This is a genomic window from Lysinibacillus sp. SGAir0095, from assembly GCF_005491425.1.
GTDB lineage: Bacteria > Bacillota > Bacilli > Bacillales_A > Planococcaceae > Ureibacillus.
This window is the reverse complement of the sequence record NZ_CP028083.1, coordinates 2,383,464-2,406,725: the sequence shown is the minus strand read 5'-3', so window position 1 is coordinate 2,406,725 and position 23,262 is coordinate 2,383,464. Positions and strand designations below refer to the sequence as shown.

The 23,262-nt window shown below is 36.0% G+C and carries 23 protein-coding genes; 19 read left to right on the top strand and 4 right to left on the bottom strand.

Annotated elements, in window-relative coordinates:
* Positions 1–36: 36 nt before the first annotated feature.
* Entirely contained in the window at positions 37–264 is a 228-nt protein-coding gene (tlp, locus tag C1N55_RS11810; RefSeq protein ID WP_137729015.1) for a small acid-soluble spore protein Tlp, read from the top strand.
* Between the two features lie 245 nt (positions 265–509).
* The gene (gene glpK / locus C1N55_RS11805) at positions 510–2,000 is read left to right on the top strand and encodes a glycerol kinase GlpK (protein WP_137729014.1); all 1,491 of its coding nucleotides are present in this window, start codon (positions 510–512) and stop codon (positions 1,998–2,000) included.
* Positions 2,001–2,133: 133 nt separating this feature from the next.
* Here glpK and C1N55_RS11800 read toward each other — a convergent pair whose 3' ends face one another.
* Entirely contained in the window at positions 2,134–2,736 is a 603-nt protein-coding gene (locus C1N55_RS11800) for a hypothetical protein (RefSeq protein WP_137729013.1), read from the bottom strand.
* A 172-nt stretch (positions 2,737–2,908) separates the two neighbouring features.
* Here C1N55_RS11800 and nusB point away from each other — a divergent pair, with 172 nt between their 5' ends.
* The 13 genes from nusB (at position 2,909) to C1N55_RS11735 (ending at position 16,011) form a co-directional block, all read left to right on the top strand.
* Positions 2,909–3,292, top strand: a complete 384-nt coding sequence (gene nusB / locus C1N55_RS11795; protein WP_137729012.1) for a transcription antitermination factor NusB — start codon at positions 2,909–2,911, stop codon at positions 3,290–3,292.
* A gap of 24 nt (positions 3,293–3,316) precedes the next feature.
* A complete protein-coding gene (folD, locus tag C1N55_RS11790) occupies positions 3,317–4,180 on the top strand; it encodes a bifunctional methylenetetrahydrofolate dehydrogenase/methenyltetrahydrofolate cyclohydrolase FolD (protein ID WP_137729011.1) in 864 nt (287 codons plus the stop codon).
* 147 nt (positions 4,181–4,327) lie between these two features.
* Complete coding sequence (xseA, locus tag C1N55_RS11785) at positions 4,328–5,680, top strand: exodeoxyribonuclease VII large subunit (RefSeq protein WP_137729010.1); 1,353 nt, start codon at positions 4,328–4,330, stop codon at positions 5,678–5,680.
* 3 nt (positions 5,681–5,683) lie between these two features.
* Positions 5,684–5,914 (top strand): exodeoxyribonuclease VII small subunit, encoded by a 231-nt coding sequence (xseB, locus tag C1N55_RS11780; RefSeq protein ID WP_255502407.1) that lies wholly within the window; start codon positions 5,684–5,686, stop codon positions 5,912–5,914.
* A 2-nt stretch (positions 5,915–5,916) separates the two neighbouring features.
* Positions 5,917–6,801: a polyprenyl synthetase family protein gene (locus C1N55_RS11775; RefSeq protein WP_137729009.1), complete on the top strand. Its 885-nt coding sequence runs from the start codon at positions 5,917–5,919 to the stop codon at positions 6,799–6,801.
* Between the two features lie 207 nt (positions 6,802–7,008).
* A complete protein-coding gene (gene dxs, locus C1N55_RS11770; RefSeq protein ID WP_137729008.1) occupies positions 7,009–8,913 on the top strand; it encodes a 1-deoxy-D-xylulose-5-phosphate synthase in 1,905 nt (634 codons plus the stop codon).
* Positions 8,910–9,728: a TlyA family RNA methyltransferase gene (locus tag C1N55_RS11765; protein WP_137729007.1), complete on the top strand. Its 819-nt coding sequence runs from the start codon at positions 8,910–8,912 to the stop codon at positions 9,726–9,728. Before dxs ends, C1N55_RS11765 begins: the two co-directional genes overlap by 4 nt.
* Before the next feature lie 103 nt (positions 9,729–9,831).
* A complete protein-coding gene (gene ahrC / locus C1N55_RS11760; RefSeq protein ID WP_137729006.1) occupies positions 9,832–10,281 on the top strand; it encodes a transcriptional regulator AhrC/ArgR in 450 nt (149 codons plus the stop codon).
* Between the two features lie 104 nt (positions 10,282–10,385).
* Positions 10,386–12,089 (top strand): DNA repair protein RecN, encoded by a 1,704-nt coding sequence (gene recN / locus C1N55_RS11755; RefSeq protein ID WP_137729005.1) that lies wholly within the window; start codon positions 10,386–10,388, stop codon positions 12,087–12,089.
* Between the two features lie 173 nt (positions 12,090–12,262).
* Positions 12,263–13,213: a SpoIVB peptidase S55 domain-containing protein gene (locus C1N55_RS11750; protein WP_137729004.1), complete on the top strand. Its 951-nt coding sequence runs from the start codon at positions 12,263–12,265 to the stop codon at positions 13,211–13,213.
* A gap of 294 nt (positions 13,214–13,507) precedes the next feature.
* Entirely contained in the window at positions 13,508–14,299 is a 792-nt protein-coding gene (spo0A, locus tag C1N55_RS11745) for a sporulation transcription factor Spo0A (RefSeq protein ID WP_137729003.1), read from the top strand.
* 248 nt (positions 14,300–14,547) lie between these two features.
* Positions 14,548–15,261, top strand: coding sequence for a S1 family peptidase (locus tag C1N55_RS11740; protein ID WP_137729002.1), 714 nt, complete (start codon positions 14,548–14,550; stop codon positions 15,259–15,261).
* Positions 15,262–15,615: 354 nt separating this feature from the next.
* On the top strand, positions 15,616–16,011 hold the full coding sequence (locus tag C1N55_RS11735) for a gamma-glutamylcyclotransferase family protein (protein ID WP_137729001.1): 396 nt from the start codon (positions 15,616–15,618) through the stop codon (positions 16,009–16,011).
* A gap of 281 nt (positions 16,012–16,292) precedes the next feature.
* Here the strand turns inward: C1N55_RS11735 and C1N55_RS11725 are convergent, their stop codons facing one another.
* Together C1N55_RS11725 and pxpB are read right to left on the bottom strand one after the other, a co-directional pair.
* Entirely contained in the window at positions 16,293–17,294 is a 1,002-nt protein-coding gene (locus C1N55_RS11725; RefSeq protein ID WP_137729000.1) for a 5-oxoprolinase subunit C family protein, read from the bottom strand.
* Positions 17,285–18,025, bottom strand: coding sequence for a 5-oxoprolinase subunit PxpB (pxpB, locus tag C1N55_RS11720; RefSeq protein WP_137730631.1), 741 nt, complete (start codon positions 18,023–18,025; stop codon positions 17,285–17,287). The genes C1N55_RS11725 and pxpB overlap by 10 nt, the downstream gene beginning before the upstream one ends.
* A 250-nt stretch (positions 18,026–18,275) precedes the next feature.
* On the opposite strand from pxpB, the gene C1N55_RS11715 reads away from it, so the two are divergent.
* The 3 genes from C1N55_RS11715 to C1N55_RS11705 all read left to right on the top strand — a co-directional run bounded on the left by C1N55_RS11715 (position 18,276) and on the right by C1N55_RS11705 (position 21,559).
* Positions 18,276–19,040 (top strand): LamB/YcsF family protein, encoded by a 765-nt coding sequence (locus C1N55_RS11715; RefSeq protein ID WP_137728999.1) that lies wholly within the window; start codon positions 18,276–18,278, stop codon positions 19,038–19,040.
* Between the two features lie 200 nt (positions 19,041–19,240).
* On the top strand, positions 19,241–20,812 hold the full coding sequence (locus tag C1N55_RS11710; RefSeq protein WP_137728998.1) for a flagellar assembly protein A: 1,572 nt from the start codon (positions 19,241–19,243) through the stop codon (positions 20,810–20,812).
* Positions 20,813–21,559: a glycerophosphodiester phosphodiesterase gene (locus C1N55_RS11705; RefSeq protein ID WP_137728997.1), complete on the top strand. Its 747-nt coding sequence runs from the start codon at positions 20,813–20,815 to the stop codon at positions 21,557–21,559.
* A gap of 64 nt (positions 21,560–21,623) precedes the next feature.
* Here C1N55_RS11705 and C1N55_RS11700 read toward each other — a convergent pair whose 3' ends face one another.
* Positions 21,624–21,854, bottom strand: coding sequence for a DUF2627 domain-containing protein (locus C1N55_RS11700; RefSeq protein WP_137728996.1), 231 nt, complete (start codon positions 21,852–21,854; stop codon positions 21,624–21,626).
* Between the two features lie 284 nt (positions 21,855–22,138).
* Here C1N55_RS11700 and C1N55_RS11695 point away from each other — a divergent pair, with 284 nt between their 5' ends.
* A complete protein-coding gene (locus C1N55_RS11695) occupies positions 22,139–23,233 on the top strand; it encodes a Leu/Phe/Val dehydrogenase (protein ID WP_137728995.1) in 1,095 nt (364 codons plus the stop codon).
* The last annotated feature ends 29 nt before the right edge of the window (positions 23,234–23,262 follow it).

The following is a 23,262-nucleotide window of genomic DNA, read 5'->3' as shown; positions in this document are numbered from 1 at the left end:
TCGTCTTTTAAAAATTTTACTATGGAGGTCATTTAAATGGCAAACTACAAAAAAGCGAAACCTGATGACAGATCTGATAATGTCGAGAAACTACAAGCAACAATCCACAATACTATAGAAAATATTGAAGCTGCAGAAGAAACACTTGCCTTTTCAAGCCCAGAGGAAAAAGCGAAAATACAATCGAAAAATAACCGACGTAAAGAGGCTGTTGAAGGGTTAAGAGAAGAAGTTAAAGATGAAGCAGCCAATAGAAATCAATAAATAAAATCATCCAAACAAAAGATTTAGCAACGAATCTTTTTATTTTTGAAGTAGCCACACTACTTTATACCAAAATTTTCAAAGTGGAAACATAATGAAAAAAAGAGTATGTCTAAAATGTCATGCTCTTTTTTGTGTTTATATTTTTTACTTTTGTCTATTTATTATTAATAATAGAATGTAAATAGATAATGAATAAAACTTACTTATTTTTTACATAAATCTGACTTGGAAGGGGAAAACGGATGGGACAATATATTCTATCATTAGATCAAGGAACAACGAGCTCAAGAGCTATCTTATTTAATAAAGAAGGGAAAGTTGAGCATATTTCACAAAGAGAATTTAAGCAATATTTTCCACAAGCAGGCTGGGTTGAACATAATGCAAACGAAATTTGGAGCTCGATTCTTTCTGTCATTGCAACGGTTTTAACGGAAAAAAATATCCGACCAGAACAAATTGCTGGCATCGGAATAACAAATCAAAGGGAAACAACGGTTGTTTGGGATAAAATAACGGGAAAGCCAATTTATAATGCAATTGTATGGCAATCTCGTCAAACAGCTGAAATTTGTAACGAATTGAACGATGCAGGATTAGGGGAATTATTTCATGAAAAAACTGGTTTGTTAATTGATGCCTATTTTTCAGCGACTAAGGTGAAATGGATTCTAGAGAATGTTGAAGGGGCAAAAGAAAAAAGTGAGAGAGGGGAATTGCTTTTTGGAACAATCGATACTTGGATTATTTGGAAATTAACAGAAGGAAAGGTGCATGTTACAGACTATTCAAATGCTTCTCGAACGTTAATGTATAACATTCACGAGTTAAAATGGGATGAAGAGCTATTAAAACTATTAGGAGTCCCATTATCTATGCTGCCAGAGGTTCGACCATCATCCGAGATTTATGGGCATGTTTCAAAAAAGCATTTCTTTGGAGTAGAGGTCCCAATCGCTGGAATTGCAGGTGATCAGCAGGCAGCATTGTTTGGTCAAGCTTGCTTTGAATCCGGAATGGTTAAAAACACATACGGAACAGGATGTTTTATGTTGATGAACACTGGAGAAAAAGCTGTTCACTCTAATCATGGATTATTAACAACCATTGCTTGGGGCATTGATGGGAAGGTGGAATATGCCCTGGAAGGTAGTATTTTTGTTGCCGGATCTGCCATCCAATGGTTAAGAGATGGTTTACGGATGCTCCGAGATTCTTCTGAGAGTGAGCGCTATGCTCAAAAAGTTACAAGTGCGGACGGGGTCTATGTCGTTCCGGCATTCGTCGGTTTAGGAACCCCCTATTGGGATAGTGAGGTGAGGGGAGCAATATTTGGATTAACTCGTGGTACACAGAAGGAACACTTTATAAGAGCAACTTTGGAATCTTTAGCATATCAAACGAAGGATGTTTTAAGTGCAATGGAGGCAGACTCAAAGCTATCTTTAAAATCATTGCGTGTTGATGGTGGCGTTGTTAAAAACAATCTCCTTATGCAATTTCAATCAGATCTTCTGGATGTTCCTGTTGAGAGGCCAGCAATTAATGAAACAACTGCTTTAGGCGCAGCATATTTGGCTGGTTTGGCGGTGGGCTTTTGGGAAAGTAAAGAAGAAATAAGTCAGTATTGGAATGTAGACCAAAAATTCGAACCAAAGATGGATGAGAAAACTAGAACAGAATTATATAGTGGATGGAAAAAAGCAGTGAAAGCTGCACAGGCTTTTAAATAAGGTTAGTGGAAGTTTAAGTTTCTTGGGATTGACAAGTTAAAAGAAGTGCCATCAGTTAGTAGATGGCACTTCTTTATTGCTCGAAATTATTGAAAAATTATTGATTTATTAAAAGCAAAAAAGTTATGTAGTATTATATTTCCAGCGCTTTAAAAGAATAGATTAGACTCAGCCTTTGTATACCCCTAGAAGCAGCTATCGCTTTGGAAGAGTGTAAATCAAAAGAAACCTTGTCCTTTTTCTTTGCAGCTATCATTGCAAATATTGCTTCATGCATCCACAGCTTTTCGAATTTGAAGGATTTTGCCTCTTCAATGTTCCCCATTTCAACAAGTATAAGAGCTTTAGTATAGCTCATGAAAGGTTCTTTTCCAATTTGATTTGCTACTTTTAATGCTTCATCGAAATTATCAGATAATAACTGCTGAATGGCTAAATAGTACTGATGGATATGCGGTTGTTTATATTTTTGAAGGATTTTATCGATAGCTATGAGTTGATCTTGCAATGTACCAAACCCTTGACTATAGACATAGCGATAGATTGGTTCTTTTTGCTTGGCAATAATGAATTTTTCAACCTTTTTCATATTTGTAGTGCCATAGACCAGATAAAGAAATTCACCAATAATCCAGAGCGTAATAATCAAAAGTAGAACAACGGCCATCCAAAATGGTAGTTCAAAAATGGCAAATACTACACCAACTAAGACAGCACATAAATACTGTTTCCACAAATTCGACACCTCTTTTCATATCTATCGTAAGTAAATCACAGGACAAGGTCAATAAAATTCAGGTTTTAATGGAATTTTGTTCATTTTTTTGGATGAAATGATTGAAGCAGTGTTTGAATAGCTAAAATATGTTATTATAAAAACTAATGTTACCAATGAAGGAGATTTATACATGAAACGACATGATGCGCGCGAAAAAGCAGTGCAAGTACTGTTTCAGTTAGATAATACAGATCTAACATTACAGGAAGCAATCGGCCACGTACTAAACGAAGAGGAATCGGATTCTTTTTTTGAAAAGCTAGTACATGGTGTGACTCAAAACTTAGAAGAAATTGACGAACAACTTACTCAAAACTTAGAAAACTGGTCATTAGGCCGTTTACCTAAAATAGAAAGAACAGTATTAAGAATTGCTCTATACGAATTACAATTTATGCAGGATACTCCTAACCGTGTTGTATTAAATGAAGCCATTGAGCTTTGCAAAACATTCGGTGATGAAAAATCAAGTAAATTCGTAAATGGTGTACTATCTAAATTCACACAACAATAGTCGTTTGAAAGGATGTAACAGAAGATGTCGAGTGCAATGGTTATTAAAGGAAATGAGATTGGGCAAGAAATACGTAAATCTGTAGCTGAACGAGTAACAAAGTTAAAAGACCAAGGTGTTACACCTGGTTTAGCTGTTATTTTAGTTGGTGACAATCCAGCATCACAAACTTATGTGCGAAATAAACAAAAATCATGTGAAGCAATTGGAATCTTTTCTGAACTTATTAAATTACCTCAAGATGTATCAGAAGAAGAATTACTTGAACAAATTCGTTTATTGAATAATAGCGAGGGTATTCATGGTATTTTAGTACAACTTCCATTACCTTCACACATTAATGAGGACAAGGTTATTGCGACAATTTCACCTGAAAAAGATGTTGATGGGTTTTCTCCAGTTAGTGTGGGGAAAATGATGTTAGGGCAGGAAACATACTTGCCATGTACTCCTTTTGGCGTAATGAAATTATTGGAATATACGGGAATAGACATTGCAGGAAAACATGCAGTAATCGTTGGAAGAAGTCATATTGTTGGGAAACCAATGGGACAACTTTTACTTCAAAAAGATGCCACTGTTACATACACACATTCAAAAACGCCTGATTTACCATCAATTACAAAGCAAGCAGATATCATTGTAGCTGCTGTTGGTCGACCAAACTTTATAACAAAAGAGCATGTTAAACCAGGTGCTGTTGTAATTGATGTAGGGATAAATCGTGATGAAAATAATAAATTAATAGGTGATGTTCATTTTGCAGAGGTTGAGCAATTAGCTTCGCACATTACACCTGTTCCTGGTGGGGTTGGACCAATGACGATTACAATGTTACTTTACAACACTGTACAGTCAGCAGAAAAATCTCTACTACAGGACAAATAGTATAAAAACATGTAGAATATAAACAGGAGCTGTTTTTCAAATGAGAAACAGCTTTTCTATTGAAGAATATCGAATTTCGCGCATAAGTGAAATTCGTATTTTTCTAATGATATGAATTTCCAATCTTTCGATGAAGGAGCCGTACATATGACAACGTCTTCTTATTTAACCGTTAAAGCGTTAACGAAATATATAAAAAGAAAATTTGATGCAGATCCCCATTTACGTGAAGTTTATGTAAAAGGAGAGCTTTCGAATGTGAAAATACATAGTTCTGGCCATATTTACTTTACATTAAAGGATGATGGGGCAAGAATTAATGCTGCCATGTTTCGGACACAAGCAAGTAAATTAAAATTTAAACCTGAAGAAGGGATGCAAGTTTTTATCCGTGGTGAGGTCACAGTTTATGAAACATCGGGCAATTATCAGCTTTACGCTCAGGTGATGGAACCAGATGGCGTAGGCGGATTATTTGTTGCATTCAATCAATTAAAAGAACAGCTCCAAAAAGAAGGATTATTTAATCCTAATTTTAAGCAACCTATTCCAAAATTCCCTAAAACTGTTGGAGTCCTTACGGCTACAACAGGTGCGGCTATACGAGATATATGTACCACTATTTCACGTCGATATCCTTTGGCCGAAATTGTTATCTATTCAACAATTGTTCAAGGCGATTATGCTGCCCCAAATATTGCAGAAAATATTAAAGTAGCGAACAAACAACAGCTTTGTGACGTTTTAATAGTAGGACGTGGTGGAGGCTCAATTGAAGATTTATGGGCATTTAATGAAGAAATTGTAGCCAGAGCAATTTTTGAAAGCCGAATACCGATAATTAGTGCAGTTGGTCACGAAACAGATACAACAATTGCAGATTTTGTAGCGGATCTTCGAGCGCCAACACCTACAGCTGCAGCAGAATTAGCTGTTCCGAATCAACAGGAACTAGTACAACAATTATTAAGAAGCAGATCTCAGTTACATCAAATGACTTCACAAAGATTGCAGTATGAAAGACATCGTCTAAATAAGCTGCAAAATGCTTATCCATTAGCAACACCTGAACGACTTTATCGTCCTTTTACAGAGAAGGTCATTCAATTAGATATGCAATTAGGTAGAGCATCTCAGATGTATTTAATGAAAAAGTCCAACGAGCTTGCAAAACATGTAACGGCTATTAAGCTTCATTCACCGCTTTATGCCATTCAATCGAATCATAAGCAAATTGAACAAATGACGAGAATGCTTACTCGTACCATCTCGTCACTTTTAGACAAAAAGAAAAATCTTTATATATCGAATCTTCGTACTTTAGAAGCACTAAATCCTTTATCTATTATGACAAGAGGTTATAGTGTTGCCTACAAGGATGAACAAGTAGTTAATTCAATAACGAAACTCTCAAAAGATGATGAAATCATGATTCATTTCCATGATGGGAAAGCACAGGCTAAAATCTTAAATACGCTGGAACAAAAAGGAGGAAAATAGTTCGTGGAAAAGCAACAATCATTTGCGCAAAGCATGTCAGAGCTTGAGGAAATTGTAAGAAAGCTAGAGCTTGGTGATGTGCCTTTAGAAGAAGCCATTGACTTATATAAAAAAGGTATGGAATTATCCCATTACTGTCACCAAAAGCTTTCAAACGCAGAAAATCAATTGATTTCTATAGTGAATGACAAAGGTGAAAAACAACCATTTCAACCTGTAAACGGAGAGGACTAGTTATGACAAATCAATTAAAGCAATTCATCGATGACCATTTACCTAAAATTGAAGCGGAGCTTTATAACTTAGTTGAGCGTATCAAAGCGCCGGAAAGCTTGAAAGAATCCATGCTCTATTCCCTAAAAGCAGGTGGGAAAAGAATTCGACCACTTTTTGTAGTAGCTGTGTGCGATTTGTTTCATAATAAGCAACAAGAAGCTTTTACAGTTGGCGCTGCAGTTGAAATGATTCATACATATTCTCTTATTCATGATGATCTCCCAAGTATGGATAATGATGATATGAGACGTGGTAAACCGACAAACCATGTGGTATTTGGTGAGGCATTAGCAACTCTTGCTGGGGATGCATTAAATACCTTGAGTTTTGGCATTCTTGCAAGAATGGAAAACGTTGAGCCTACAAAATTAGTGGAGTTAATAAACTTATTAAGCATTGCTTCAGGTGCAGAAGGAATGGTTGGGGGTCAAGTATTGGATATTGACGGTGAAAGTCGTCGTTTAGATCTTCCTGAACTAGAACATGTTCATATTAATAAAACAGGTGCAATTTTACGCTTTAGTATTGAATCTGGTGCAGTTTTATCGAATGCTACAAAAGAAGAGAGAGATGCTTTAGTAGAATATGCACACCACATAGGCTTGGCATTCCAGATTCAAGATGATATTTTAGATATTGTTGGGACAACTGAGGAACTAGGGAAAACAGCTGGAAAAGACCTCGAAAGCCAAAAAAGCACATATCCTGCCCTTTTAACATTAGAGGGAGCTAAAATGAAATTGGAAGAACATTACAATTTGGCCATAACTGCGCTCGCAAAAATTGAGAAGAATACATCTCTTTTGGAAGATTTTGCCAGTTATATAGTGAAAAGAAATAACTAATTATAGGAAGTTCTTTTGAAACCGTGTTTACACTGCTATAATAGTAAATACGTTTTCTTAGTTGTCTAACTATGGCGGCTAACTCTTCGGAATCTTCAGCTTTCTTAAAGCATGCAAGTTTGCAAGTCAGAAGCGCTAGTTTCTGTAAAAGTTAAATTAAGTCGCTTTTCTTTTACAAAGAAATTTTGATGAAAAGGTGTGTGAGAGATGGATTTAACTAAAATTACTAGTCCATCCTTTTTAAAAAATATGACTAATAAAGAGCTGGAATCATTAAGCAGTGAAATTCGCTCTTTCCTAATTGAAAAATGCTCGATAACGGGAGGCCATATTGGTCCAAATCTTGGGGTTGTTGAATTGACAATTGCTTTGCATAAAGCATTCAACAGCCCAAAAGATAAATTTTTATGGGATGTAGGCCATCAAGCTTATGTTCACAAAATTTTAACTGGGCGTGCAGATCAATTTGATACTTTACGTCAATATAAAGGCCTTAGTGGTTTTCCTAAACGATTAGAAAGTGAACATGATGAATGGGAAACTGGTCATAGTTCTACTTCACTTTCTGCTGCGATGGGTATGGCTATTGCTCGTGATATTAAAAAGGAATCAAATTATGTTGTACCGATTATTGGAGACGGAGCTCTAACTGGTGGGATGGCTCTAGAAGCACTAAATCATATTGGCCATGAAAAAAAGAATATGATCGTTATTCTAAATGACAACGAAATGTCGATTGCACCAAACGTTGGTGCACTTCATAGTATTTTAGGTCGTCTGCGTACAGCAAAAGAATATTCCAAAGCCAAGGAAGAATTGGAAGTTCTGATGAAGAAGATTCCTGTATTAGGTGGAAAAGTAGCTAGTACAGCTGAACGAGTAAAAGATAGCTTAAAATATTTAGTCGTTTCTGGAGTATTCTTTGAAGAAATGGGCTTTAAATATTTGGGTCCAATTGATGGTCATGATTTTGAAGCGTTAGAAAAGACACTGGAATACGCGAAAAAAGTAAAAGGCCCCGTAATTGTGCATGTTATTACGAAAAAAGGGAAGGGCTACAAACCTGCAGAAGAAGATACTGTTGGTACATGGCATGGAACTGGTCCATATAAAATGGAGACTGGTGATTTTGTCAAATCTAAGGCGAAGGGACCAGGCTGGAGTAATTTAATTTCTGATTCTGTTCGTAAGCTGATGGAAAATGAAGAACGAATTGTAGCCATTACACCTGCAATGCCGGTTGGCTCAAAAATGGAAGGGATTCAACGAGACTTTCCAAATCGATTCTTCGATGTGGGGATTGCAGAACAGCATGCAACGACAATGGCAGCTGGTATTGCTACACAAGGTATGAAACCTTATTTAGCTATATATTCTACTTTCCTGCAACGTGCATATGACCAAGTTCTACATGATATCGCCAGACCTAACCTAAACGTGGTTATTGGTATAGATCGCTCAGGTTTAGTTGGTGCGGATGGTGAAACTCACCAAGGTGTATTTGATATTTCTTTCCTTCGTCATTTACCTAATATGGTATTAATGATGCCTAAAGACGAAAATGAAGGCCAGCACATGGTGAAAACAGCGTTTGAATATAATGATGGACCTATTGCATTACGCTACCCACGGGGCAATGGTTTAGGCGTTCTTATGGATGAAGAAATGAAAACCATTCCAATTGGCAGCTGGGAAGTATTAAAGGAAGGAAAAGATGCTTGTATCCTAACTTTTGGTACAACAATTCCTATGGCAATGGAAGCTGCAGCAGAACTTGCTACTCAAGGGATTGACGTTAAAATTGTTAATGCCCGTTTCATTAAGCCTCTTGATGAGGACATGCTGCACGAATTGTTTGCTAAGAAAATGCCAATTTTAACAATTGAAGAAGCTATTCTGCAAGGTGGTTTTGGTAGTGCGGTGCTAGAATTTGCAAGTGAAAACCAGTATGGTGATGTGTTTGTTGACCGTATGGGTATTCCTGATCAGTTTATCGAACAAGGTAATGTTGACCAGTTATTGGAAGAAATTCATTTAACAAAAGAGGATGCAATTGCTCGTATTGAACAATTGGCGAAAAGCAATAAGGTAATGGGATCGAAATTAGTATGACGAAGCAAATGAAAGAACGAGTAGACATTTTGCTAGTCGAAAGAGGCTTATGTGAAACTCGAGAAAAAGCAAAGCGTTCTATTATGGCTGGACTTGTCTATTCAAATGAAACAAGAATTGATAAAGCTGGCGAAAAAATCTCAATTGATGCACCTCTTCAAGTAAAGGGCTCTCAGTTAAAATATGTAAGCCGCGGGGGTCTTAAATTAGAGAAAGCATTAGAAGTTTTTGATATGTCTGTCTTAGATAAATTAATGCTCGATATCGGTTCTTCTACAGGTGGATTTACCGACTGTGCATTGCAGAATGGCGCAAAACATTGTTATGCACTTGATGTAGGCTCTAATCAGTTAGCGTGGAAAATTCGCTCGGACGATCGTGTAACGGTGATGGAAAAGACAAATTTCCGATATTCGAAGCCGGAAGATTTTACAGAAGGCTTACCTGATTTTGCAACAATCGATGTATCCTTTATTTCGTTATCGCTCATCTTACCTGTTTTAAAAACAATCTTAGTTCCTGGTGGAAATGTTATGGCTTTAGTGAAGCCACAATTTGAAGCTGGGCGAGAAAATGTTGGGAAAAAAGGGATTGTACGTGATTCGAAAGTACATTTAGATGTACTCGAAGAAACGGCAAAAATGGCAACTGAAATAGGCTTTGTTGTAAAGGATGCCTCGTATTCTCCAATAACGGGCGGAGAAGGGAATATCGAGTTTTTATTCCATTTAGTCAACCCTAAAGAAGGTCAGGAAATCGGAGCATTTCTGAAGTTTAAAGAAGTAGTAGAATCAGCTCATAATGAATTAAAATAAAGAAGTGGATGGCTCTAGGATTAGGGCTATCCACTTTTTCTTGTGGTTTTATTTATGAAATGTTAGTATAAATATACATAAATATTCATAAGAGGTGAATCCCATGAACAAAGGTCAACGCCATATGCGGATAAGGGAATTAGTAACGAATAGCGAAATTGAAACACAGGACGAGTTAGTAGATCGTTTAAAACAAGCTGGATATAACGTAACACAAGCAACAGTTTCCCGTGATATAAAAGAATTGCATCTTGTAAAGGTACCACTTCAAGATGGTCGGTACAAGTACAGCTTACCTGCAGATAAACGATTTAATCCCTTACAAAAATTACAGAGAGCTCTAGCAGATTCATTTGTCAGTATTGATGGTGTTGCACATTTCTTAATGCTTAAATCCTTACCAGGTAACGGAAATGCAATAGCAGTCTTAATAGACCATTTAGAATGGCCAGAAATTTTGGGAACTCTTTCAGGGGACGATACAATCCTCATCATCTGTCGTCGTGAAGAAGATCGCGAGGATATTAAAGAACGTATTATGGGGTTAATCTAAGCTTATTTAGCTTGGCTAAAAAAGTATAGATAATTTGCAATGATTAAATTAGTATTTATGTTTAGCTTTCTGCAATTTAAGCAAACTTAAGAGGTGATGTATGTTTGTTAAAAGAACTTAGTATTCGTAATTTCGCAATCATTGATGAATTAACTGTGGACTTTTCAGAAGGATTAACTGTCCTAACCGGTGAGACAGGTGCAGGAAAATCCATTATAATTGATGCCGTTCATTTACTCGCTGGTGGACGAGCTTCTCTTGAATTTATAAGACATGGTGCTAAAAAAGCCGAGTTAACAGGATTGTTTATGATTTTAAACGAGAGTCATCCAATCTATGAAAAACTTCAGGAATATGGGATTGAAAGTGAAGAAGGAATGATTATTCTTCGGAGAGATATTAACGAAAATGGAAAAAGTGTCTGTCGTGTGAATGGCAAGTTAGTAACGCTTTCCATACTCAGGGAAATAGGCTCGACATTAATCGATATTCATGGTCAGCATGAAAGTCAAGAGTTAATGGATGAAAAAAGACATATCGATTTACTTGATCATTTTGCCCATCATGAACTGACTTCAGTCAAAGAAAAATATACAGAAAAATATCAGGCATATAGAGAATTTAAACGTGAAATTGCCTCAATCAACCTAGATGAACAACGACTTGCACAACGTATTGATTTATATCAATTCCAAATTAATGAATTGGAAGATGCGAATTTGAAATTGGGCGAAGAAGAGCAGCTAGTTGAAGAACGTAGACGATTGTCTAATTTTCATAAAATCTTTGAACGGGCTAATATTGCCTACGAATCCATTTCAGGTGAATTAAAGGGCCTTGATAATATAGGTGATGCAATGAATGCCTTAGAGGATATCGTCGAGATAGATGAACAATTTAATGAAGCCTCTGAAACAGTTAGTTCAGCCTTTTATGCATTACAGGATGCAGCCTACCAAATCAAAAATGTACTGGATGAGCTGGAGTTTGATCCGGAGAGATTAAATGAAGTCGAACATCGATTGGCACAATACCAAACAATGAAAAGGAAGTATGGAAATACTGTCGAGGATATTTTAACATATTTTGAAAAAATTCAGGATGAATTAATTCAATTGCAAAATCGCGACGAAACCATTCAAAATTACGAGAAAAAATTAAGTGACATGGAGAAAGAACTAGAACAACTAGCGCTTTCATTAACGAAAATTCGAAAGCAAAGCGCATTAAAATTAAGTGAAGCCATCATGGAGCAATTGCGTGATTTACATATGGAAAAAGCGAAATTTATTGTTAATTTTGAAACCTTACATAGTTTTGATTCCAATGGGAAAGACTATGTATCATTCTATATATCAACCAATGTTGGTGAGCCACCTAAATCTTTACCAAGAATTGCATCAGGTGGAGAGTTATCTCGAATAATGTTAGCACTTAAGACGATGTTTTCTTCATCTAATGGCATTACATCTATTATTTTTGATGAAGTGGATACTGGTGTTAGCGGCCGAGTTGCACAAGCGATTGCTGAAAAAATTGCAGCAATATCCATTTCCTCACAAGTACTTTGTATTTCTCATTTACCACAAGTTGCGGCAATGGCAGATCAGCATTATTTAATTCGTAAGCAGGTGGAACAAAATAGAACATATACAACGGTTTCTAATATCGATATCCAAAATCGGGTAGAAGAAATCAGTCGTATGATGAGTGGTTCTGAAATAACTGACCTCACTTTACAACATGCTTCGGAACTTTTGAAACTTGCCGACTTACGAAAACAGGAAATGAAAAACTTGTTTGGTTAACGGCAAAAGATTTTTCGACTAAAATATTTGTCAAATACAGTTTAAGGAGTAGCAATGACAAGGCTACTCCTTTATTCCCCCTTTCTTTAGTTTACACACGACAAATATTTACCTCTCATTATTGATGTACAAGTGACACATAGTAAATGTACAAATCTTAAAGGAGGTGGACTATGAAGTGCCATTTGCGTAATCTGTTGACTTTTCTATTACTCATGGTGTTCATTTTATCGCCAAATGCAGAAGCCTTTGCGAGAAAATTAATTCCAATGGGTGAATCAATTGGGATACAGTTACAATTGCCATTTGTTTACGTCGCCCATGATGTTTTGTTGCCAAATGGTCAATGGCTAAAAAAAGGTGACGTAATCAAAGGAGTAAACGGCTCAGAAGTAACATCGGTTGATAAAATTAAACAACAGATAAACTCCCAAGAGCTAACGTTATCCGTAAAACAAAAAGCACATGAGCAACGTGATATTTCATTGACAAGCGAGCAGGCAAATAATATTTTGCCCTTTTTGAAAGATGAAACGGATGGCATTGGGACATTAACCTTTATAGATCCGGAATCGAAACAATACGGTGCGTTGGGCCATCAAATAATTGATGGTGTATTAAATGAGCCACCAAACTTTACTGATGGTTCAATTTTTTTAGCCTCCATTGAGCAGATCAAGAAAAGCAGCCCCGGGAATCCTGGCTATAAAATCTCGGTTATTGAAAATAACAACATTCGCTTGGGAAATGTAAAATCGAATGATTTGTATGGTATTTTTGGCAGCTGGGAAAGCGAAATTAAAAATAATTTACGTAAACCAATTGAAATAATGAAGGATGAAGAAATTGCATTAGGGAAAGCTGAGATTTATACAGCTATTGAAGGTTCGGAAGTTGAAGCGTTTGATATTGATATCGTAAAACTTGAGGATAATTTTTTACAATTCGTTGTAACGGATAAAGAGCTACTCGAAAAAACAGGTGGTATACTTCAGGGAATGAGTGGTAGCCCAGTAATACAGAACGGAAAATTTGTTGGGGCAGTGACCCATATGTTTGTCGAACAGCCATCAAAGGGTGCGGCAATAACAGTAAATGAAATGTTAAAGAAAAAACCAAAATAAGGAATCTAAGGTAAAAAGACTATAATTTTTAAAAACTATAGTCTTTTTCCTTTTTTTTTATTAAAATAAAGCAAGTACCTAAAGAATTACTTACTATACGGGTTGGTTTTGTTAGAAAAATGTCGATTTGAAAAGAAACCTTCGTACTACATAATTATTTTTCGTTAAAAAAAAGGGTTTTCCTTATTATTGTCGAAATTAGAGTTGTCAAGTATGGTAAATATGTGGCATAAATTGAAATGGGATACTATTAAAGTAGAATATGTGTTGTTTATAATCTAAGGGGGAATTTTTTTGGCGAAAGTAAGAGTGGCAATTGCCGACGATAACCGCGATTTAGTCAGAACGATGGAACAATTTTTTGAAAATCATCCTGATATTGAAGTAGTAGCAACTGCTCCTAACGGTAAACTTTGTATTAAAATGTTAGAAGAATTTCATCCAGACGTTTTACTTCTAGATATTATTATGCCTCATTTAGATGGCCTTGGTGTTCTTGAGGCGATGTATAGCGATGATGCCTTTGCTAAAACGCAAGTCATTATGCTTACTGCTTTTGGACAAGAAGATGTTATGAAACAAGCTGTTACATATGGTGCTTCATACTTTATGTTAAAGCCTTTTGAGTTTGATCAGCTTGTACAAAAAATCTTACACTGTGCTGGACAAAAAACAGAGAGTGTAAAAAGACAAAGCATCCTTCAACCAGAAGGACAAGCTAAAGTGAATCAACGTCAGTTAGATACAACAATTACTGCAATTATCAAAGAAATTGGTGTCCCAGCACATATTAAAGGTTACTCTTATTTAAGAGAAGCTATCCAAATGGTGTACTATGATATTGAGTTGTTAGGCTCAGTTACAAAAATTCTATATCCTGAAATCGCGAAAAAATTCGGGACAACGCCTTCACGTGTTGAACGAGCAATCCGTCATGCCATCGAAGTGGCCTGGAACCGCGGAAATTACGAATCCATTTCGCAAATGTTCGGCTACACAGTCCACCACCTAAAATCAAAGCCAACGAACTCCGAATTCATCGCCATGATTGCGGACAAAATTCGCATTGAATTGGTAGCTTCGTAAGGGTACTGCTATTTGTCTGTAGTATAAACTTAAGCGAAATCATACCTAGCAAATTTTATCGAAAATTATTACGCCTCTAAACAGTTCTACGACTGTAAAGAAGGCGTATTTTTTTGCGATAAATTCTTTTTTTATCGGAATTGTTCAGCTGTAAAATGTGACAATCGGTATTTTATTGGGAAAAACCGAAAACACATTCTTTCATATACTATTAATCAAGGCTAGACGATTATTTAGGAGGATTGAAAATGAATTTTTCAAAGCAATTCGATGAAATAAAAGACTCCGTGGTGAATGTCTGTGTTTTAAATAATGCTGAAGAGAAGAAAATAATGACATCAGGTTCAGGAGTAATAATTGGAGATGGCACTAAGATCATTACTTGCTCCCACTGTATTAAGCCTAATCTTTTAAATATTGCTAGATTCTCAGGAAATGAGAATGCTAAAGAATGCAAAGTAATTTTTAATGACCCAATTAAAGATATTGCTATTTTAGAAGTCGACAAGTCCATTGGGAAAGGGGTTCGTATAGGAAATTCTTCGACGGTAAAAATTGGGCAGGAGGCATTTGTTGTGGGATTCCCTCTAAATATAAAAAAAATAACCGCCCTTTCAGCAAATATCGCTGGTTTTGAAACGGTAAATGGTGCTGAATTAATTAGAATTGATTCATCGATCAACCACGGAAATTCGGGAGGGCCGTTATTTAATGAAGATGGTGATTTAGTAGGCATTGTAAACGCAAAACATGGAGGGCTGTCCTATTTTTTGACAGAAGTTCAACAGGCAAAACCAAAAGAAATTGAGTTGATCGGCAGTAGTAATGTTGTTAAAATTATTCAAATTTTGATGAAGCAAATGCAACGAAATTTGAATCTTGGCATTGGATATGCTATCCCAATTAATACAGTAGGTAACCGTGTGAAATTAGTGGGTTCTTTAATACAAAGGAAACTATAATCACCTACTGCCAACCAAATTGTGAAATAACTCGTTCAGTAAACAATGATGGTAAGTAACGGCGAACGAAGAAAATTAGTTATTCGAATTAGTAAAACCGATTTTATCTATCATTCATATCCCAACTACTAGAAAAAAGATAGTTGAACTTTTTCTTCTAGTATTTGGGAATGAAGGGACTATAAATGTTATTTGCGGCTTATTAGGTGCAGTTGTCGGAACAGATTCATTTTTTTTCGCTCTCTTCATGCCTCTTTTTTAAAAGTTTTTTCTACCTTAAATAGACTTATACATATTGTCCTTTGTGAGGGTGTAAAATTAGGTCATAAAAAAAATAAATGGGAATGATGATAAATGAAAAAAATTTTTGTTTATGGAACATTAAGAAAAGGGGAAGTAAATGCCCATCTATTAAAATACGCAACTTGTATTGAGGAGAACTGCTGGACACATGGTTTACTTTTTGACTCAGGCTATGGCTATCCAGCCTTGCTACCATCAGCAACCCATCGAACTGTCGGGGAACTTTATGAAGTTACACAAAATGAACTAAAACTACTAGATGAATTAGAAGACTATACGGAGGGTGGAACAAATAACTTATATGAACGTGTCGAACAAGAAGTTTTCACAATGGATGGTGTAACTTTAGCCTTTGTGTATATCTCAAATAATGATGATCTATTAAAAGAAGAAATAACAAGCGGAAATTGGAAAGAGTATAGATTATTAAAAAGTAGAGGTATGTAATAGGAGATTTCATAATTTTTAAAATAATTTACCCAGCCAAGATGCAATAGCTTACATGACGGAAAAGATATATCATGAATACATAAAAATTTGGTACGAAAGGAAGACAAACCTGAAGTGACAAATAAAAATAAAACCGTTGTTCGCTCAATGGACATATTAAATCTATTTATTGAACATACAGAACTATCATTTCAAGAAATCATTGAGTTAGCAGCATTACCAAAAACCTAGTGAACCAGAAAGACTGGCCAGAATCTTATTTTACTGGACAGCCTTTTTCATTGCAGTTGGTACCGTTTTATATGGAGACCTAATGACAACTCATTAAGTTGTTTCTCTTGCTCAATTAACGCCATTTGCGCTTCTTCAAGGGTTATTTCTTTGAAGTTAATGATATCGGTTGGCTGCATTTGTGCAAGGGATGGTAAATCTGCAGAAATGACTTGACCTATTTTTGGATATCCTCCAGTTGTTTGGCGATCTGCCATTAAAATAATTGGATGACCATTGGATGGTACTTGGATTGTACCGTATGTAACACCTTCAGATAATAATTCAAATGGCTCTTTTAATTGAATTGCTTCTCCGCTTAATCTGTACCCCATTCGATCTGCTTGTGTGGAGAGGATGTATGGCGTTGACAGGAAGTTTTTGATGCTCTCCTCTTTGAAACGCTCATACTCCGAACCTCTAATAATCCGAATAGTTTTCGATTTATTAAACTTTACAAAGGACGTGTATTTTACTGACCAAGAAAAAGCATTGAATGGTTTATTTAGAAGGTGATGAAAAAGTTTTTCTCCTAATTCTGTTCGTTTCCCGCTTTCAAAATAATCGTTTTTTTGTAATTTCCTTCCCTGAAAGCCACCGATACCAGCCCGTAAGTAGGTACTTTTACTATTAAACACGATGGGCACTTGAATCCCACCACAAAATGACACATAGGCTCGACTACCACTAATGGCAGCATTAAATTTTAAAACGGAGCCTTTTCGTATCAATAATGGGCGCCACATGGGCACTACTTTTTCGTCAACGGTTGGTTGTAAATCTCCCCCCGTAATTGAAATCAATTCATCACTTTCAAATGAAAGGGAAGTACCATACAAGGTTACTTCAAGTGCTCCTTCATCTTGAGAATTCCCAACAAGTAAATTTGCAATTCGTAAGGAAATCGTATCCATTGCACCGCCTACTATGATGCCATACTTCTGCAAGCCATATCTTCCATTGTCCTGTATCGTTGCCAGTAAGCCAGGCTGTATAACTTTTATTCCCATCTGATCACCTCCCAATCCCGCCGATATTCTTCCATAGAAATTGAAGTAAATTGAATACGATCGCCCGGCTGGAGAAGGCTCGGGGGAGATAGCTCAGGAAGAAACAAACGAAGAGGAGTACGTCCGATAATTTGCCATCCACCTGGGGTTTCTAATGGATAGATTCCTGTTTGATTTCCTGCAATGCCAATAGATCCAAGTGGAACTGCTAAACGTGGTGTATCTTTACGTGGTGTGGCAATTTGTTGGTCCATGCCTCCCATAAAAGGAAAACCTGGAGCAAAGCCCAGCATGTACACGAGATAGTCTCTACTTGAATGAATTGAAATGACTTCACTTGGTGTTAACCCATTATACAAAGCGACATATTCCAAATCGGGTCCCATCTCACCACCGTAGACGACAGGAATATTTATAATACGGTTTTTCGTTGATTCGGCAACAAAAGATTTATCAAGTAATTTTAGAACAATTGAGTGAACAATTTCGTAAGGTATTATGTTTTCGTTAAGTTTATTTGAACTATAGACCTCCACTGGGTTGTAATATACTGTAAGGCTATTATAAGCTGGCACAGTTTCGATCAATCCTTCAAAGGGTTGTTTTTCAAAAAGACTCATCATATATTTCACTTTTTTATGTATTGCTTCATCGATTCCATCCCCCAGCTGTATCACAAGAGCCGAGTCCCCCAAAGGTCTTATCTTTACATATTCTATTAAATTTACCATGTAAACCACCTCCTTTAGTTTTGAAATTCGGTAAGATAGTTTAGTAAAACGAATTAAATAATAGTATAAATTAATAATGTTTAAAAACAATATTAAATTAAATGAAAATAAAAACAAAATAGATTTTTCTTTAAATTTAGAACTTAGTCTTTCTGTCATAAATAAACTATGATACAATCTTTTGAAATTTAGAAACTAGAATTCCGAAATTCGGTACAAAAGGATATATACTTCGTTAGGGGGAAAGTTGATGTTTCGTGTTGATTTAAACTGTGATTTTGGCGAAAGTTTTGGTCGTTACCGATTAGGTGAGAAAGAGGAGATTTTAAAATATGTTACCTCTGTCAATATCGCTTGCGGCTTTCACGCTGGAGATCCAACAGTCATGAGGGAGACGGTTCAGCTTGCCATTAGAAACGGTGTTAGGATTGGTGCACATCCTGGATTACCCGATCTAAATGGTTTTGGCAGAAGAGAAATGAATATTACCCCACAGGAAGCTTATGACATGGTTGTTTATCAAGTTGGAGCATTGCAAGGTTTTTTGACGACTTTTAATGAGACGATGCAGCACGTAAAGCCTCATGGAGCTCTTTATAATATGGCTGCGAAGAATCCGGCACTAGCTGAAGCAATTGCACAAGCTGTTTATGATATTTCACCGTCACTCGTGTTATTTGGTCTAGCGGGAAGTGAATTAACAAAGGCTGGAGGTAAAATTGGGATTCAAACAGCTCATGAAGTGTTTGCAGATCGTACTTATCAGCAAGATGGCACATTAACCCCACGTAGACAGCTCAATGCATTAATAACTGACAACGAGCAAGCCAGAAACCAAGTTGTGAAGATGGTGAAAGAAGGTAGTGTCATGTCACTTCAACAAATTGAAGTCCCATTACAGGCAGATACAGTTTGTATTCATGGGGATGGAGAACATGCGATTGAATTTGCAAGAAATATTAAAGCTGTATTACGAGAACAGGAAATAGCAGTTCGTGCAATAAGAGAGGGGTAATTCATGTGGGAGCCAGTAGAATAAAAAACTATACATAAATTAAGAATTCCAAAAGAATAGGTAGAATAAATTACAAAATATATTTTTTTTAGAAATAACAAAGTTTGAGTGAATCGAAAGTTATAATTTTACTATTTTAGAACATTCCCCCTAAACAAACTGGCATATTATAATTATACTAGTTCGTAGGGGTGTTACGTATGTTTATTTTTGCAAACGAATTTGTAGAGATTATTGAAGAAAACAAAAAAGTGTTCTTAAAAACAATGCAACCTAATTTTCAGTTGAAAGAATTCGATCAACTTTTACGTAAGTATCCAAGAATTCGATTAACCAATTTTGCACTCCTTAAAAATGCATTAGGGAGTGAATCAGCTCAACCGGTTGAAATTGGTCAATGGCTTCCTGTCATTGAATTAGAAATATCAAGGGACAAAATGTCAGCCAATATTTCGTTGAATGAGACGAACGAAGAAGTTAAAAATAATCAAGATACAATCAAGCAAAATCTAAATGAACTATTAATTAGACATCAAATTATTCATGGCATTAAAGATATTGATCTTCACAAGTTAATTACAGGAAAGTCATATTGCATAGCTGAAGGTACACAACCTACGAAGGGGGAAGATGCAAAAATAACCTATTTAGAAATTCCTGAAAGAAAACCAGTCATTCATGAAGATGGAAAAGCAAATTACTTTGAAATGAACTTTATTTTTGAAATCAAAGAAGGAGACTGGTTGGGAGAAAAAATTCCACCTCAACCTGGAATAGAAGGGAAAAATATTCTGGGAGAAAGTGTTCCTGCACCATTTGGAAATGATGAACCTCTTCATTATGATCCACAAGCTGCCTATGAGGTAGCAGAAAATAACAAAATTGTGCTCTATGCTGCCAAGAACGGGGCTGTAGAAAACCATCAAGGATTACTTACTGTTAATAATCATTTGAATATTGATGGTGATGTAGGAATAGCGACAGGCAACATTGAATTTGATGGTTCGGTTTCCATCCGTGGTACAGTAAATAGTGGGTTTTCTGTATATGCCACTGGAGATATCTCAATTGAAAGTCCTGAAGGGGTAACCGGGGCGAAATTAATTAAGTCGGAAAATGGTGATATCTATATAAAGGGTGGCATTTTTGGGCTTGGTGAAACGGAAGTGAAAGCAGGCGGCAGCATTTTTGTAAGACATGTGAACGATGCGAATTTGTTTGCACAGAACGAAATTGTTATTGGCTTTTATTCTTTAGGCTCCTATTTAGTTGCAAACACGATTTTGCTTGATGCCAATAAAGGAAAAATTATTGGTGGAAAAGCTGTCGCCAAAAATACAATTGTAACCGCAATTTCAGGAAACCGATTAGAAAGGCGTACTGAGTTGGTTATTGAAAGCTTAAGCAAACAGGAAGCCCATGACATAATCCAAGAAAAGGCTGCCTTGTTGAAGAGCTCACGTGAAGAAGCGTTACAGTTAACAGTCAAAGTAAATGAAGTAAATAAACATAAAAGTAATCTAAACAGAATGCAGCTTCAAAGTTTACGCATTTTAGAAGAAGATTTACAAAAAAAGAAATCATACTGTGAGCAAATCGATAAAGAGATACAACAACTTATTATCGATCTTAAGCAAATTGGAAAAGAAGAAATTATGATCACGAAAGAGGCAAACCCAGGTACCTCTATTCAGATTGGCAATAAATCCTCTTTACTTAACAAAAGTACAAAGGGGAAGTTTTTGATAGAATTTGGAGAGTTGAATGTATAAATGACAAACCGAATCCCTATATTTGCACACCGGGGAGCATCTGGTTATGCTTTGGAAAATACTTTGAAAGCCTTCGAAAAAGCTAGAAAACTAGGTGCTGATGGTATTGAGTTGGATGTTCAATGTACAAAGGATAATTGTTTGGTTGTATATCATGATTTAGACTTGTTTCGTTTGACTGGCTTAAAAAAGAAAATCACTGAATGCACTTATGAAGAATTATTAAGCTATCCGCTTGGAAAGCACTTTTTCAGAAAATTTTCAAAAGAACGGATACCTACATTACAGAAAGTAGTGGAGTGGGCAAATCTATACAGTATGCCTTTAAACATTGAATTGAAGGAATCACTGTTAAATAATCAAAAAGCAATTATTGACGGCTTAAAAGGATTGGCTTTACCAAAAGGAAGCCATTTTTCCTCATTCCATGACGAATTATTAAAACTGGTTAAAATGCAAAGACCAGATGCCCAAACTGCCATCATTGTAACAAAAAAATTTAACTGGCAGGAACTACGGCAACAATCCCATATTGATGCTGTTCATGCACATAAAAAATACTATAAACCTGAATATTTTAAGGCATGCTCTAGTGTCGGGAAGGGATTACGTTACTACGCTATAACTGGAAAAGAAAAGTTTTTAGCGAATCCTGATACCTCGGTAATCGGGTGGATTACTGATTTTCCTGATACTGTTGCTAACGCAGAAAAAAGTAAAAATAATAAAACAGACGTTCAATTATAAGGAATTTGGTTATCCTAATATTGAACGTCTGTTTTTTATTTCAAAAAAATTTGAAATTTCGGACTTATTGCACCTTAGGTGGGATTTTCCCATTTTTTCGATCTCTATGGAACAAAAAGCCTGCAAAAAATCCTAGCCCAACAACTAAGAAAATGATGCCTATGATAAATTGTAGCCATAACCAAGGAAATGGTGAGATTAATTTGCCGAATAATGTATCCCTCATAAATTTGATTCCAGCTCCAGCCATTAATGCGGGAATTAACATAACAATAAACGCTAACATTCTTGCCATTTGTCCTAACACCTCTCTATTTCTTTTATTGTACAATGGTCAATTTGAAAGTCAAGAAACACAAAACTTTACTTAAAGGAGAAAAATATTTCTGATAGTTCGAAAGATTCTCAATATAACAATTTTAGGAATTATGGTTGCCTATTTCCAGAATTAAAAGTATGTTTAATATAGGTAAGAAATTTTCAAAATGTTTTAGAATGGTTTTTAGAAGTATCTGTATAATTTGAGTTAATTTAAGTAATATTCGAGAAAGAAAACGCTTACTTCTTGGAGGGATTGTAATGGAAATCTTTAAATACTTAGAAAAATACGATTATGAACAAGTAGTTTTTTGCCAAGATAAATCTTCTGGACTGAAAGCAATAATTGCTATTCATGACACAACGCTTGGCCCTGCGTTAGGCGGTTGTAGAATGTGGACTTATGCATCAGAAGAGCAAGCAATTGAAGATGCACTTCGACTTGCTCGAGGAATGACTTATAAAAATGCGGCTGCAGGTCTAAACCTTGGTGGAGGTAAAACTGTTATTATCGGAGATCCCTTTAAAGACAAAAATGAAGAAATGTTTCGTGCATTAGGTCGTTTTATTCAAGGTCTAAATGGACGATACATTACAGCTGAAGACGTTGGAACAACAGTATCTGACATGGATTTAATTCATGAAGAAACGGATTATGTAACTGGTATATCTCCTACATTCGGTTCTTCAGGGAATCCTTCTCCAATAACAGCATATGGGGTTTACCTTGGTATGAAGGCTGCGGCAAAAGAAGCCTTTGGCGATGATAGCCTGCAAGGTCGAACAATTGCAGTTCAGGGACTTGGTAATGTAGCTTATACATTATGCGAATATTTATATAAAGAAGGCGCAAAATTAGTTGTAACAGACATCAATCAAAAAGCAATTGATAGAGTAGTTACTGACTTTGATGCTATTGCGGTGGAACCAAATGATATATATAAACAAGAAGTTGATATCTTCTCACCTTGTGCACTAGGGGCAATCATCAATGATGAAACAATCCCGCAATTAAAGGCAAAAGTGATTGCAGGGTCTGCGAATAATCAGCTAAAAGATTCAAAGCATGGCGATATAATTCACGAAATGGGTATCGTTTATGCACCTGATTACGTTATTAATGCAGGTGGAGTAATTAATGTTGCAGATGAATTATATGGTTATAATAGAGACAGAGCAATGAAACGAGTAGAAACAATCTATGATAGTATTGAGAAGATATTTGAAATCTCAAAACGTGATAGTATTCCGACATATCTAGCGGCAAATCGTCTTGCAGAGGAACGAATTGAGCGTTTAGCAAAATCCCGCTCTCAATTTTTAAAGAATGGGAAAAATATATTAAACGGAAGATAATATATAGTTTTGAAAGTCAATGTGGGAAG

Coding starts and splice junctions, on each gene's coding strand:
- tlp (WP_137729015.1), top strand. CDS start 37: ATGGCAAACTACAAAAAAGCGAAACCTGATGACAGATCTGATAATGTC.
- glpK (WP_137729014.1), top strand. CDS start 510: ATGGGACAATATATTCTATCATTAGATCAAGGAACAACGAGCTCAAGA.
- nusB (WP_137729012.1), top strand. CDS start 2,909: ATGAAACGACATGATGCGCGCGAAAAAGCAGTGCAAGTACTGTTTCAG.
- folD (WP_137729011.1), top strand. CDS start 3,317: ATGTCGAGTGCAATGGTTATTAAAGGAAATGAGATTGGGCAAGAAATA.
- xseA (WP_137729010.1), top strand. CDS start 4,328: ATGACAACGTCTTCTTATTTAACCGTTAAAGCGTTAACGAAATATATA.
- C1N55_RS11775 (WP_137729009.1), top strand. CDS start 5,917: ATGACAAATCAATTAAAGCAATTCATCGATGACCATTTACCTAAAATT.
- dxs (WP_137729008.1), top strand. CDS start 7,009: ATGGATTTAACTAAAATTACTAGTCCATCCTTTTTAAAAAATATGACT.
- C1N55_RS11765 (WP_137729007.1), top strand. CDS start 8,910: ATGACGAAGCAAATGAAAGAACGAGTAGACATTTTGCTAGTCGAAAGA.
- ahrC (WP_137729006.1), top strand. CDS start 9,832: ATGAACAAAGGTCAACGCCATATGCGGATAAGGGAATTAGTAACGAAT.
- C1N55_RS11750 (WP_137729004.1), top strand. CDS start 12,263: ATGAAGTGCCATTTGCGTAATCTGTTGACTTTTCTATTACTCATGGTG.
- C1N55_RS11740 (WP_137729002.1), top strand. CDS start 14,548: ATGAATTTTTCAAAGCAATTCGATGAAATAAAAGACTCCGTGGTGAAT.
- C1N55_RS11735 (WP_137729001.1), top strand. CDS start 15,616: ATGAAAAAAATTTTTGTTTATGGAACATTAAGAAAAGGGGAAGTAAAT.
- C1N55_RS11725 (WP_137729000.1), bottom strand. CDS start 17,294: ATGGGAATAAAAGTTATACAGCCTGGCTTACTGGCAACGATACAGGAC.
- pxpB (WP_137730631.1), bottom strand. CDS start 18,025: ATGGTAAATTTAATAGAATATGTAAAGATAAGACCTTTGGGGGACTCG.
- C1N55_RS11715 (WP_137728999.1), top strand. CDS start 18,276: ATGTTTCGTGTTGATTTAAACTGTGATTTTGGCGAAAGTTTTGGTCGT.
- C1N55_RS11710 (WP_137728998.1), top strand. CDS start 19,241: ATGTTTATTTTTGCAAACGAATTTGTAGAGATTATTGAAGAAAACAAA.
- C1N55_RS11705 (WP_137728997.1), top strand. CDS start 20,813: ATGACAAACCGAATCCCTATATTTGCACACCGGGGAGCATCTGGTTAT.
- C1N55_RS11700 (WP_137728996.1), bottom strand. CDS start 21,854: ATGGCAAGAATGTTAGCGTTTATTGTTATGTTAATTCCCGCATTAATG.
- C1N55_RS11695 (WP_137728995.1), top strand. CDS start 22,139: ATGGAAATCTTTAAATACTTAGAAAAATACGATTATGAACAAGTAGTT.